Origin of the sequence: Streptomyces albicerus (assembly GCF_008905045.1) — a bacterium.
GTDB lineage: Bacteria > Actinomycetota > Actinomycetes > Streptomycetales > Streptomycetaceae > Streptomyces > Streptomyces albicerus.
The window spans coordinates 84,511-96,130 of record NZ_VWMY01000005.1 but is presented as its reverse complement, the minus strand read 5'-3'; the positions used below and the strand labels follow the sequence as shown (position 1 = coordinate 96,130).

Sequence of the window (11,620 nt, the reverse complement as noted above, 5' to 3'; positions counted from 1 at the left end):
CGGCGCCGGGAGAGTCAGTCCCTGAGCACGGTCACCCCGTGCGGCGGCCGTCGCGTCAGGGCTCGATCTTCTGCAGGGCCGGCTCGGGAATCCGGTCCTCCGCCGCCGTATGCGCTTCTGTATGCGCTTCCGTGTCGCCACTGTGGTGCTTGGCCCGCTGGATCTGCTCGTAGACGTGGGCGCGCAGTTCGGCGAAGCGGGTGCTGGAGCGGGTGTGCAACTGGTCGCGCTCGTCCGGGAGATCGATCGTGAGGTCCTCCTGCACGACGGTCGGGGACTTGGACAGGATGATGGTGCGCTGGCCGAGGTAGACCGCCTCGTCGATGTCATGGGTCACGAACAGGACGGTGACGCCGAGTTCGCGCCACAACCGCCGGATGAGGTCCTCCAGTTCGGCCCGCGTCTGCGCGTCGACCGCCGCGAAGGGCTCGTCCATGAGCAGCACCTTCGGCTCGTACGCGACGGCGCGGGCGATGGCGACGCGCTGCTGCATCCCGCCGGACAGCTGCCAGGGATACGCCTGGTGGGCGTCGGCCAGGCCGACCACCTCCAGCGCGTGGTCCACCAGCTCCCGCTCGCGCGCCTTGCCGAGCTTCTTGCGGCGCAGCGGCAGGGCGACGTTGTCACGCACGTTCATCCAGGCGAACAGGGAGCGGCCGTACTCCTGGAAGACGACCGCCATGCCGGGCGGGGGCCCGTCGACCGGACGGCCGTCCAGGCGCACTTCGCCCCGCGTGGGGGCGAGCAGGCCGGCCATGCACTTGAGCAGGGTGGTCTTGCCGCAGCCCGACGGCCCGACCAGACACACCAGTTCGCCTTCGGCTATGTGAAAGGTGAGGTTGCGCAGCGCCTCGACGTTGCGGTGCCGACCGGTGTAGATCTTCTGCAGGTCTTGTACGTCGAGCATCGACGTCTCCTTGTCAGGGGGTGCGTCAGGGATTGCGCTGGGCGCGGCGCAGCCCGTGGTACCAGGCCATGGCGCGGTTCTCGGCGAATCGGAAGAGCAGGGACAGCAGGAAGCCGAGGACGCCGAGCAGCAGGACACCGCTCCACATCTCGGGGATGGCGAAGGAGCGCTGGAACTGCACGATCGTGAAGCCCAGGCCGTTGCTGGCGGCGAACATCTCGCTGATGACCATGAGGATGATGCCGATCGACAGGGCCTGCCGCATGCCCGTGACGATCTGCGGGCTCGCCCCGCGCAGCACCAGATGCCGCAGGCGTGCGGTGCCGGTGATGCCGTAGGAGCGGCAGGTGTCGCTGAGCACCTCGTCGACGGCGCGGACGCCCTCGACAGTGTTGAGCAGGATCGGCCACATGCAGCCGCTGACGATGACGAGCACCTTCATGGTGTCGCCGATGCCCGCGAACAGCATGATCACCGGGACGAGGACGGGTGGCGGGATGGCCCGGAAGAGTTCGAGGACCGGCTCCAGGTAGTCCCGTACGGTCCGCCGCATGCCGACCACCAGGCCGAGTCCCACGCCGACGACCACGGCGAGCAGATAACCGGCCGTAAGACGCAGCAGGCTCGGTACGACGTCCGACAGCAGCCGCTCCCCCGTCCAGACCTTCCCGAAGCTCTCCAGGATGGTGGCCAGCGGCGGGAAGTAGAAGTCGGTGCTGTCCGCGGTGGCGAACCACCACAGGGCGAACAGGACCACGGGCAGACCCAGCACCAGCAGGGTCCGTCGGACCACGGCGACGACGGTCATGCGGTCACCTCCACGCGTACGGACTGGTGCCAGTGCAGTGCCCGTCGTTCGACCGCCCGCGCCAGCAGGTTGACGGCGACCCCGAGCAGCCCTGTGACCAGCACCAGGGCGTAGACCTGCGGCACGGCTCCGGACACCTGCGCCACGGCGATCTCGCGGCCGAGACCGGGGGCGCCGATGACGAGTTCGGCGGTGATCGTGAGGATCAGCGCGACGGTGGCGGCCAGCCGCACGCCGGTCATCACGTACGGCAGCGCGGTGGGCCACATGACGTGGCGCACCCGGCCCCGGGTGCCGAGCAGATAGCTGCGGGCGGTGTCGTCGGCGACCGGGTCGACGTCCTGCATGCCGGCCAGGACCTGGACGAGCACCTGCCAGAAGGAGGCGTACACCACGAGCAGCAGCTTGGACCTGAGGTCGGTGCCGTAGAGCAGGACCGCGACGGGGATCAGGGCCACGGACGGGATGGGGCGCAGGAACTCGATCGTTGAGGCGGTCACCGCGCGCAGTACGGGTACGGAGCCGATGATCACTCCCGCCACGACGCCCGCCACGACGGCGATCGCCAGGCCCAGACCCCAGCCGGTGAGGGTGTCGCCGAGCGCGGTCCAGAACGTCTGCTCGGCGAGCATCTGCCACAGGGCGCGGACGGTTTCCGAGGCGGGCGGCAGATAGTCGGCCGACACCAGGCCGGTGTGCGGGAGCACTTCGAGCACCGCGACCAGTCCGGCAACACCGGCGAGGCCGCGCAGCAGGGCCACCGGGACGGGACCGCGCCGGGCAGGCGCCCCGCCGGGACCGCCGGGACCGGTGTCGGTCCCGGCGGTCTTCTCCATCACAGGGGTGATTCCGGGGCTGGTCATGAGAACAGCGTGTTCAGGTCGGGCTTCTTGCCGCCGAAGATGCCGTCCTTCTCACCGAGGGAGGCCAGCTTCTCCAGCGAGGCCATGTCGACCTCCGCCGGCCAGCTGGGCAGGGCGAGGTTCTTGAGCACCTCACCGCTGATCTTGGTGTACGTGGTGAGCATCTGGCGTGCCTCGTCGGGGTGTTCGGAGGCGTACTTCAAGGACTCGGTCACCGCCTCGGTGAACTTCTTGACCAGGTCCGGGTTCTCCTGCACGACCTTGGCCGAGGTGAAGTACGTCGCCAGGGTGAGCTTCGGGTCGGTCTCGGCGAACGGCGACGCCACGACGCGGGCACCCTGCGACTTGGCGATCGTCAGCGCGGGCTCGCCCATCCAGGCGGCGTCCACCTGCCCGCCATCCAGTGCGGCCGGCATCTGGTCGAAGGGCATCTCGAGGAACTTGACCTTGGACGGGTCACCGCCGTCCGCGCGAACCGTCTGGCGCACAGTGGTGTCCCCGATGTTCTGCAGGGTGTTCACCGCCACGGTCTTGCCGACGAGGTCCTTGGCCGACTTGATCGAACTGTCCTTCTTGACGCCCACACCACTGACGTCGGCCCCGACCTTGCCGTTGCTGGCCACGCCGTTGACCACCGACTTGATGGGGACGCCCTTGGTCTGGGCGATCATCAGCGAGGTGGTGTTGCTGAAGCCGAACTGGAACTGGCCGCTCACCACGCCGGGAATGATCGCCGCGCCGCCCTGGGCGCTCTCCATCTTCAGCTTGATGCCGCGGCTGCTGAAGAAGCCCTTCTTCTCACCCAGATAGAGCGGTGCCACATCGACGATCGGGATGATGCCGACCTTGACCTCCGTGGTCTTGCCTCCGCCGGAGGACGACGAAGCGCCGCTCGAGGAGGACGAGGACCCGCATCCGGCCGCGCCTACGACCGTGATCACGACTGTGGCTAGCCCGAGTATGCGCCTGTGCATGGGCTTCTCCTGACGGAAGACATCTGTGAATGGTGTGAACAACCCGCGGTGACCGAACGGGTCGAGCGGGTCGAGCTGAAACCCGCTGACCCCGGGGACGCGTCGGCAACCGACACCGAGCCGGCTTCGGGACCGGTCTCTGCGTCGGGCGCCCCCGGGGCCGCGGCCGCCGGACGTGCGGAGTCCCGACGGTGAGGCAGCGGAGAGGGGAGTGGGCACCGCTGCCTCGTCGCGACTCGTCACCACGTCCAAACGTTGTGCACTTTCTTGACGGCCGCAATCTACACATCTATCTTCGCGCTGTCAGTACTCCGGACAGTGGAGGTTGCGATGGCTTCGCCGCCTCCTTCCCGACCCGCCGCAGAACCCGTCGAGCGGACCGACGGGCACCACTCACAGCCCGCCGACCCCAGGCTTCCGATGGGCGGCCGTACCCTTTCCGACGTGCACGACGAGACTCCACAGGCGGCCATGGACTTCCCGAGCGGACCGCAGCTGCGCCCCCAGTCGCTCATGTTCGCCTTCTTCGGCGGCCATGTTCTGGAGGAGGGGCCCCTGTGCGTGTACTCGGGCAGCATCATCGAGGTGCTGGCCCGTGCCGGAGTCGGCGAGCAGGCCGTGCGGTCCACCCTGACCCGCATGGTCAACCGCGGTCTGCTGCGACGTCAGCGCGAGGGGCGCAGGATGTACTTCGGCCTGACCGCGCAGGCGACGGAGATCCTCTGGGACGGAAAGAAGCGCCTCTGGGACACCGGCGCCGTCAACGACGACTGGGACGGCACCTGGACACTGCTCGGCTTCTCGCTGCCCGAGTCCTGGCAGCGCCAGCGGCACGACCTGCGCTCCCGGCTCACCTGGTCGGGCTTCGGCGCCCTCTACAGCGGACTGTGGATCGCACCCGGTGAGATCGACGTCTCCGAACTCGTCTCCGAACTCGGGCTCGCGGCCCACGTCAAGATCTTCCACGCCACGGCCGACGACGCCACCGACATCGGTCTGATGATCCGCGACACCTGGGACCTGGACGGCGTCGGCGCCCGGTACGCCGACTTCGACAAGCGCTGGACGGCCTGGCTCGGCACGGGCAACGGCGACCCGATCGGAACGCGTCTGCACCTGGTCAGCGAATGGCTCGGGATCCTCCGCACGGACCCGCGGCTGCCCGCCCGGCACCTCCCCGCCGACTGGCCGGCCCGCTCTGCCCACGAGACCTTCCACCGCATCGCGCGGCAGACCGAGGGTCCCACCCGCCGGATGGCCGCCCAACTCCTGGACACCACGCCGCTGCGGACGTCCTGACCAGGGGGCTTGGCGAAGTCCGGTGCGGTACCGCGCCCCGTAAGGGGCGCGGGGAACTGCGCGACCAGCCCCCACCGGCCCGCAGGTTCATCACCGTTCTTCCAGCGGAGCGCTTAGGCCGCGAACTCAGCCGCGTGGCAGGACCGCGTGTCCGCCCGCGGTCAGCGCCTCCACACGCCGCATCACCTCGCGGCAGAACGCCCCGACGCCCTTCGGGTCGTCGATGAACTGGTTCGGCTTGACGCAGAAGGTGGTGAAGCCCTGCTCCAGCTGTTCCGGGATGGCGGCGAGGGCCGCGCCGAGATCCGCCGGGGAGTGGTCGTCGGGGAACACGGCCTGGGTGCCGCCGATCATCTCCAGCTCAGCGATGTCGCGTCCGGCCGCACCCATGGCCTCCTCGAGCTTCCGCAGGTCCTCCGGCGTCGGACGGCCCAGCGGATGGAAGCCGTGCCCGTACTGGACCAGCCGCCTGAGCACCGGACCGTGCAGGCGCTGCCCGCCGAACCAGAGCCGGGGTCCTTCCCGTCGGTACGCCTTGGGCTCGAAGTAGACGTCCCGGAACGGGTAGTTCTCACTCTCGTGGGAGATCGGGGAGGGTCCCCAGGCCTTCGCCCAGACCTCCAAGTGCTCGTCGAGCAGGCGCCCCCGCTTGCCGAACGGCACCCCCATCGCGTCGTACTCGTCCCTGCTCCAGCTCACCGTGGGCTGCACCAGCAGCCGTCCCTCGCTGATCAGGTCGAGGGTGCCCAACTCCCGGGCGAGCAGCAGGGGATGGCGCAGCGGCGCGAGGACGGCCGCTGCGGCCAGCCGCAGCCTCTCCGTCACCGAGGCGATCGCGCCCAGCAGGATCAGGGAGTTGGGCCAGGGGGTGTACGGATCCTGGTTGCCCGGCAGCGCGTAGTCGCGTGGGTTGCCCATGATGCCGTCGGCGACCGCGTCGGGGCCCAGCACGATGTGTTCGCTCACCATCACGGAGTCGAAGCCCGCGTCCTCGGCCTCGCGGGCCCAGCGAACGGCGGCGGGGAGGTCGGCGCGGCCGCCGGTCAGGGTCCAGTTCTCACTCAGGACCAGCAGCATGCGGGGAGTCTTGGTCATCGTCGGCATCCTTCGTTCCCGGGTGCCCCAGGCCAACGCGGAGGCAGCAATTTCATTTGAGCCCAAACATATGACCCGGCGGGATCGGCCACAACCCCGCGCCACGGGAAGAGACCTCCGCGGCGCGGCTGCGCGGTCCGGCGGAAGGCGGTGTCATGGGAACAGGCTCAAGGAGGGCCGCGCCGCCGTTTGTGGCATGGGGGACCGGTTACACGAACGGCATGGCGCGCATCCGTACAGGAAAAGGTGGCTGGTCATGACGCCTGGCACGCATCTCGCTCTGACGCTCACCCTCAGCGGCGGCACGGCCGCCGACGCGCGGGCGGTCGTCCACACCCTCGAATCCACCTTCGGAGCGGCGGACGACATGCCCGGGGACGGAGGCGCCACGGTCTACACGGCGGCGTTCGACAACGACGTACCGACCGGTGGCGGCGAGACACCGCAGACCGCGCCGCGGCTCTCCGCTCCCGTGACCGTCACCCTGCAGGGCACCCCCGAGGCCGTGCGACGGGCCGACGAGACCCTCACCGCGGTCTTCAACGTCCGCGAGGAGGGGATGGCCGCCGGCGACCAGGAGCAGGAGTGGCAGCTGTGCCTGGTCCCGTAGGGCCACCCGTCTCAACCACCGAGCCGTAGCGCCCGCATCTGCTCGTCGAGCGGGCCGAGACCCACGTCCCGGCGGCGCTCGTCGAGCGTCTGGGGCCGGCGGACGGGATACGGGCGGAGGGTCGCGGGGTCGACACGGGTGCCGTAGAACTGCGGCTGGCCGAGTTCGACGGCGCAGTGATCGGCGATGTACGCGTGATGCGGCGCGGGGCAGCGTCCGTCCGCGGTGGCCTGGGCGATCAGGTCGCGGCAGGCGAGCTGGAAGTCGAGGTCCGGGGCGTGCAGCAGGATCATCAGGGCCGCCGTGGAAGCCGGCGCGCCGACCAGGTCGGCGGTCGGCCACGCATGGCGCCGGACGATGGTCTTCAGCGCCTCGGCGTTGTCCTTGCGGCACTCGGCGATACGCCGGTGCGCGGCCTGCGTGGGACTGCGATGCGCGTCCCGCATCGCGCGCTGGTCCTCCTCCGCCCTGCGGACCAGTTCGCGAGCGAGGGCGGCCGCGAGCGCCGGGACCACGGTCGGCCGCCCCTCCCGTATCTCTTCGTGCGCCCGTCCCATGCGGTCCTCCCCCGCCGCGTCCGGTGCGCGACCCGCATGACCGTCCCGTCCCGCATCGCGCCCAAGCGCCGTACGCCCGTCCCGCGCCGTGTCGTGCGCGAGGTGGCCCGAGATGCCGGAACTGCTCATGACGTCCCCCGAATGTCCAATGAGAACCACACCCGCTTCCCCGTCTCGCCGGGATCGGGCGGTGCGATGCCCCAGTCGTCGGCCAGCGCGGCCACGATGGCGAGTCCGCGTCCGGACTCCTCGGCCAGATCCGCCGTGCGGTGACGCGGAAGGTCGGGCGAACGGTCGGCGACCGTCACGCGTACGTCGTGATCCGTGCACTCGATGCCGACGGTGACCGTGTCGCCGATGTCGGAGCTTCCGTGTCTGACGGCGTTGGCGAACAGTTCGTCCGTGACCAGGACGGCGTTGTCGAGTTGCTCGGCCGGCAGCCGCAGGTGCGACAGCCGTTCGGCGACCATGCGCCGCACGGCGGAGGCGCGCGACGGCTGGGCTGCGAACACGGTGCGAAGGACACGGGGCGAACTCACAGCGACGGGCGCGACCGGAGCGGCAGGCACGACCGGGACGGTCCGGGCGGTCTCATCGGCCCATGCCCGACCGCCGGGTGCGTCGCGGTCCGCGCCATGCGTCAGTGAGGGCGACGGCCGGCGGCTGTGCGCACTGGATGCCGTCATCGTGCCTCCTTTTCGTGTGCAGCACGGGTGGGGGACGTTCTCGGTGGCTGCACGTGCAGCCAACCCGTCGGACCGGTGGCTCGGCCAGGGAGTGCGGGGGTTGTCCGGTTGCAGGTGCGTAGTGGTGTGGCATGTATGTTCGATCGCGTGAGCAACGTGAGCGAAGGCCAGGCTGTCGACAGCGGGCAGGGTGTCCGCGGCTGGCCGGGTGTGAGCGGCAAAAGGGTGCTGGTCACCGGTGGCACGCGGGGGCTCGGCGAACAGATCGTGCGGCTGCTGACGGCCGAGGGGGCCCGGGTGGCGACGTGCGCGCGCACCGCACCGGACCTGGAGGCTCTGAAGGCGTCGCTGGACGCCACGGGGCCCGGCCGGTTGTTCGCACGGGCACTCGACGTCACCGAGCCCGAGCGACTGGAGGCCTTCGTCACGGCCTCGGCGAAACGTTTTGGCGGCCTGGACGGGGTAGTGGCCTGTGCGGGCGGATCTCGCGGGCGCGGCCTCGAACAGACGGACGCCGGGGACTGGGCCGCGACCTGGGAGCTGAACGTCGGACACACCGCGCGGCTGGTGCGGGCCGCGGTTCCGTATCTGCGTACGGCCGGTGGCGGTTCGGTCGTGGTGATCTCGTCGATCTCCGGCTGGAAGCCGGGTCCGAACGCGCAGTACGGGACGGCGAAGTCCGCCCAGATCCATCTGGCCGCCTCGCTGGCCCGCGAGCTCGGCCCGGACGGAATCCGGGTGAACGCCGTCTCGCCGGGGTCGATGCTCATCCCGGGCCGGCGCTGGGACCGGATGCGCCGGGAGGATCCCGAGGCCTTCGCCGCGTTCGCGGCGGCGGAGCTGCCGGGCGGGGAGCCGGTCGCGCCGCAGGAGGTGGCGCACGTAGTGGCGTTCCTGCTGTCCGACTGGTCGAGCGGCGTCTCCGGGGCCAACCTGCCCGTCGACCGCGCGCAGAACGCCCCCTCCCCCGACGGCTACTGAACCGCCGGGCGGGCCGGTCGTGCCCGGGCCGGCCGTCATGCCGCGGCCCCCAGCACCGGGCGGGACCTGCGCTCGAACTCCTGGACCAGCGGCTCGTGCCGGCGGCTCTCCAGCCTCCTGCGGAAGTCGCGCAGGGCCTGGATGGAACGCTCGCTGTGCACCGTACCGAGGGTCTCGAGCGCCTCGGTCGCCGTGCCGATGGCCTCGTCGAGACGGTTCTGCTGGAGGTGCGCGGTCGCCAGTACGGAACGGCTGATGGCCTGGCGCCTGCGCCGGTCGGCGTTGGCGCCGATGGACTCACCCGCCGTGCGCTCCGCCTGCGCGGCGAGGCCGAGGTCACGGAAGCACAGGGCGGACTCGGCCTGCAGATAGTGGTGGTCGAGGAAGCGGACCCAGACGGACTCCTGGGCGGCGCCGCGGCTCACGTCCAGCTGCTGCTCCGCGAGCCGCAGCGCCTCGGCCGTCTCGCCGGAGCTGCCCCGCGCCGCGTGTCCGCGCGCCGACATGGCGTACAGACGCATCAGGCCGAGCGGGCTGCCCGAGTCCCTCGCGGTGGCGATACCGGCCCTGGCCAGCGCCACTCCCTCGTCGGGCCGGCCGAGGCTGGTGGCCAGGTGCGAGAGGCCGGCGAGGATCTGCCCGCCCAGGACGCGGTCGCGGCCTTCGGCGCACAGTCTCAGCGCCTGGGTCATGTAGCGCTGCGCGAGCCCGTACTCCCCCGCGTCGTACGAGCTCCAGCCGGCCATCGCGGCGAGGCGGGCCGCGGCGGCGTACAGCAGCCGCTGCTGGTGCGGGGGTGTGCCGCGGCGCTGCAGCATGGGGACGACCTCGGTGGACAGGTAGTGCACGATGCTGGTGCGCACTCCGCCGCCGCCGAAGTGGTTGTCCATCTGGTCGAACATGCTGATCATGGCGTGGACCTGCTCGACGGGCCCGCCGTCGGTCACCGGGGCGAGGCGGGTGACGTCGGGGTTCTCCACCAGCCAGAGCAGCCATTCGCGCTGAGGATTCGTCAGGGCACCGGCGACGAAGGGGACCGCACCGAGGAGGCTGCGGCGGGAGATGTCGGTGGAGCCCAGTTCGGCCAAGGTGTGCAAGGTTTCTGCCAGGTCTTCGCGGTACACGAGTGCCCTGCCCGCTACCGGGCGTTGCTGGTCGGGCAGGAAGCCGAGGTCCGTGGGCGAGACGGCGTGGCCGAGTCGCTCGGACAGCACGGCGGCGATCAACTCCGGTGTGTTCCCCCGGGGTTGCTGGCCGCTCAGCCAGCGGGTGACCGACGCCTTGTCGTAGTTGGAGTCCGTGCCCTGGCAGCGCCCCAGTTCATTGACCCGCAGGGCGAGTGAGGCATAGGAGCAGCCGGCGTCTCTGAGGGCGGCGGCCAGCGCCTTGTTGGCCCCGGCAGGGCCCTTGCCCGGGCTCCTCGATTGTCCGTCGCTCACGGTGGCCATCCAGGTCTCGCATCGCGGTGCTGCGGTTCCGCCCTACCTGCCGGGGCGTCAATTCCAGTGCGGCTGTGCGCTGTTGTGCGTCGTCGCCGCCGGGCTGTGCGGCAGGTCACTCGATCACTATGATGGCCGACAGACTCAACCCGCAACAAGCGTTCTGATAATTTCAGAACGATCCGCATCGCCCTGTCTGTGTCAGCGACGGCGTGGCACACTGCACGCTGTGACGGCCGTTCCGGGAGGTAGCACGTGAGCGACAACCGCTCGGGCGGCAGTGCACCGACCGTCCTGCGGATGGTCCTCGGCAAGCGGCTCCGGCAGCTGCGCGAGCAGGCCGGAGTCTCGTTCGAGGACGCGGCGCGGGCCATCGAGGTCACCCCTCTGACGGTCCGCCGGATCGAAAAGGCCGAGGTCGGCTTCCGTATCCCCTACGTGAGGGAGTTGCTGCACACCTACGGAGTTCCCGCCGCGGAGATCGACGACTTCCTCGCTCTGGCCAGGGAGGCCAACGAGCCCGGCTGGTGGTACTCGTACCGCGACGTACTGCCCGAGTGGTTCAGCGCCTACGTGAGCCTGGAGAGCGAAGCCAGCGTCATCCGTCTCTACGAACCCCACTACGTCCCGGGCCTGTTGCAGACGCACGACTATGCCGCCGCGCTCATGCGCATCGGCTTTCCCAACGAGACGAAGGAGGACATCGACCGCCGGGTCGCCCTGCGCCTGAAGCGCCAGGACCTGCTGGCCAAGCCCGACGCACCGGCAGTCTGGGCCATCCTCGACGAGACGGTGCTGCGCCGCCCGGTGGGCGGGGCCGAGGTGATGCGGGCCCAGCTCGACCGGCTGACCGAGGCCCTGGAGATGCCCAAGGTCCGGATCCAGATCCTGCGCTTCAAAGTGGGCGCACACCCGGGCGCGTTCGGCCCCTTCCACTACTTCCGTTTCGGCTTCTCCGAACTTCCCGACGTCGTCTACACCGAGAGCCTCGTCGGCGCGGTCTATGTCGACCAGCCCACCGACGTCGTGACGTACCTCGAAGTAATGGACCGGATGTCCGTGCAGGCGGAACCGGTCGCTCGAACCAGGGCCATCCTGGGAGAACTGCGTAAGGAGTTGTGAGCCATGGGTTCCATCTACAGCGGGATGCCCGCCATCGATCTGGGAACCGAGGGCTGGCACAAGCCCTGGAGCGGCACCAACGGCGGAAGCTGCGTCGAGGCCAAGCGGCTGCCCGACGGCAGCGTCGCGTTCCGCCAGTCCAAGGACCCGGACGGGCCCGCGCTGATCTACACCCGGGACGAGATGGTCTCGTTCCTGGAAGGCGCGAAGTCCGGCCAGGCCGACTTCCTCGTCGCCTGACGCCGCCTCGTCGCCCGACGTCGCACCGAGGACCGCGCG

13 protein-coding genes are annotated in these 11,620 nt (G+C 70.2%); 5 read left to right on the top strand and 8 right to left on the bottom strand.

Annotated elements, in window-relative coordinates:
- Positions 1-55: 55 nt before the first annotated feature.
- From GAS53_RS05610 to GAS53_RS05595, 4 genes are read right to left on the bottom strand one after another with little or no spacing between them, the layout of a single operon-like run.
- A complete protein-coding gene (locus GAS53_RS05610) occupies positions 56-907 on the bottom strand; it encodes an ABC transporter ATP-binding protein (protein ID WP_151476297.1) in 852 nt (283 codons plus the stop codon).
- 25 nt (positions 908-932) lie between these two features.
- A complete protein-coding gene (locus tag GAS53_RS05605) occupies positions 933-1,715 on the bottom strand; it encodes an ABC transporter permease (protein WP_151476296.1) in 783 nt (260 codons plus the stop codon).
- Positions 1,712-2,578, bottom strand: coding sequence for an ABC transporter permease (locus tag GAS53_RS05600; protein ID WP_225858763.1), 867 nt, complete (start codon positions 2,576-2,578; stop codon positions 1,712-1,714). Before GAS53_RS05600 ends, GAS53_RS05605 begins: the two co-directional genes overlap by 4 nt.
- Positions 2,575-3,552: an ABC transporter substrate-binding protein gene (locus GAS53_RS05595; RefSeq protein WP_151476295.1), complete on the bottom strand. Its 978-nt coding sequence runs from the start codon at positions 3,550-3,552 to the stop codon at positions 2,575-2,577. Before GAS53_RS05595 ends, GAS53_RS05600 begins: the two co-directional genes overlap by 4 nt.
- A 471-nt stretch (positions 3,553-4,023) precedes the next feature.
- Here GAS53_RS05595 and GAS53_RS05590 point away from each other — a divergent pair, with 471 nt between their 5' ends.
- Complete coding sequence (locus GAS53_RS05590; protein WP_192582983.1) at positions 4,024-4,851, top strand: PaaX family transcriptional regulator; 828 nt, start codon at positions 4,024-4,026, stop codon at positions 4,849-4,851.
- A gap of 126 nt (positions 4,852-4,977) precedes the next feature.
- On the opposite strand, the gene GAS53_RS05585 is transcribed toward GAS53_RS05590, so the two are convergent.
- Positions 4,978-5,946: an LLM class flavin-dependent oxidoreductase gene (locus GAS53_RS05585; protein ID WP_151476294.1), complete on the bottom strand. Its 969-nt coding sequence runs from the start codon at positions 5,944-5,946 to the stop codon at positions 4,978-4,980.
- Between the two features lie 256 nt (positions 5,947-6,202).
- Here GAS53_RS05585 and GAS53_RS05580 point away from each other — a divergent pair, with 256 nt between their 5' ends.
- Positions 6,203-6,556 carry a hypothetical protein gene (locus tag GAS53_RS05580; protein WP_151476293.1) on the top strand — a complete coding sequence of 118 codons (354 nt, stop codon included), beginning with the start codon at positions 6,203-6,205 and terminating at the stop codon, positions 6,554-6,556.
- A gap of 11 nt (positions 6,557-6,567) precedes the next feature.
- Here the strand turns inward: GAS53_RS05580 and GAS53_RS57960 are convergent, their stop codons facing one another.
- Entirely contained in the window at positions 6,568-7,242 is a 675-nt protein-coding gene (locus tag GAS53_RS57960; RefSeq protein WP_318721281.1) for a DUF6624 domain-containing protein, read from the bottom strand.
- Positions 7,239-7,799, bottom strand: coding sequence for an ATP-binding protein (locus GAS53_RS05570; RefSeq protein WP_151476292.1), 561 nt, complete (start codon positions 7,797-7,799; stop codon positions 7,239-7,241). Before GAS53_RS05570 ends, GAS53_RS57960 begins: the two co-directional genes overlap by 4 nt.
- A 147-nt stretch (positions 7,800-7,946) precedes the next feature.
- Between GAS53_RS05570 and GAS53_RS05565 the strand changes: the two genes are divergently transcribed.
- Positions 7,947-8,780, top strand: coding sequence for an SDR family NAD(P)-dependent oxidoreductase (locus GAS53_RS05565; protein ID WP_318721278.1), 834 nt, complete (start codon positions 7,947-7,949; stop codon positions 8,778-8,780).
- A gap of 35 nt (positions 8,781-8,815) precedes the next feature.
- On the opposite strand, the gene GAS53_RS05560 is transcribed toward GAS53_RS05565, so the two are convergent.
- On the bottom strand, positions 8,816-10,228 hold the full coding sequence (locus GAS53_RS05560; RefSeq protein WP_151476290.1) for a hypothetical protein: 1,413 nt from the start codon (positions 10,226-10,228) through the stop codon (positions 8,816-8,818).
- Positions 10,229-10,519: 291 nt separating this feature from the next.
- Here GAS53_RS05560 and GAS53_RS05555 point away from each other — a divergent pair, with 291 nt between their 5' ends.
- Positions 10,520-11,341, top strand: coding sequence for a helix-turn-helix domain-containing protein (locus GAS53_RS05555; RefSeq protein WP_151476423.1), 822 nt, complete (start codon positions 10,520-10,522; stop codon positions 11,339-11,341).
- Positions 11,342-11,344: 3 nt separating this feature from the next.
- A complete protein-coding gene (locus GAS53_RS05550; RefSeq protein WP_151476289.1) occupies positions 11,345-11,581 on the top strand; it encodes a DUF397 domain-containing protein in 237 nt (78 codons plus the stop codon).
- Positions 11,582-11,620: the final 39 nt, after the last annotated feature.

What these genes read in the sequence shown, in the direction of transcription:
- GAS53_RS05610 (WP_151476297.1), bottom strand. Translation starts at nt 907, where the DNA reads ATGCTCGACGTACAAGACCTGCAGAAGATCTACACCGGTCGGCACCGC.
- GAS53_RS05605 (WP_151476296.1), bottom strand. Translation starts at nt 1,715, where the DNA reads ATGACCGTCGTCGCCGTGGTCCGACGGACCCTGCTGGTGCTGGGTCTG.
- GAS53_RS05600 (WP_225858763.1), bottom strand. Translation starts at nt 2,578, where the DNA reads ATGACCAGCCCCGGAATCACCCCTGTGATGGAGAAGACCGCCGGGACC.
- GAS53_RS05595 (WP_151476295.1), bottom strand. Translation starts at nt 3,552, where the DNA reads ATGCACAGGCGCATACTCGGGCTAGCCACAGTCGTGATCACGGTCGTA.
- GAS53_RS05590 (WP_192582983.1), top strand. Translation starts at nt 4,024, where the DNA reads ATGGACTTCCCGAGCGGACCGCAGCTGCGCCCCCAGTCGCTCATGTTC.
- GAS53_RS05585 (WP_151476294.1), bottom strand. Translation starts at nt 5,946, where the DNA reads ATGACCAAGACTCCCCGCATGCTGCTGGTCCTGAGTGAGAACTGGACC.
- GAS53_RS05580 (WP_151476293.1), top strand. Translation starts at nt 6,203, where the DNA reads ATGACGCCTGGCACGCATCTCGCTCTGACGCTCACCCTCAGCGGCGGC.
- GAS53_RS57960 (WP_318721281.1), bottom strand. Translation starts at nt 7,242, where the DNA reads ATGAGCAGTTCCGGCATCTCGGGCCACCTCGCGCACGACACGGCGCGG.
- GAS53_RS05570 (WP_151476292.1), bottom strand. Translation starts at nt 7,799, where the DNA reads ATGACGGCATCCAGTGCGCACAGCCGCCGGCCGTCGCCCTCACTGACG.
- GAS53_RS05560 (WP_151476290.1), bottom strand. Translation starts at nt 10,228, where the DNA reads ATGGCCACCGTGAGCGACGGACAATCGAGGAGCCCGGGCAAGGGCCCT.
- GAS53_RS05555 (WP_151476423.1), top strand. Translation starts at nt 10,520, where the DNA reads ATGGTCCTCGGCAAGCGGCTCCGGCAGCTGCGCGAGCAGGCCGGAGTC.
- GAS53_RS05550 (WP_151476289.1), top strand. Translation starts at nt 11,345, where the DNA reads ATGGGTTCCATCTACAGCGGGATGCCCGCCATCGATCTGGGAACCGAG.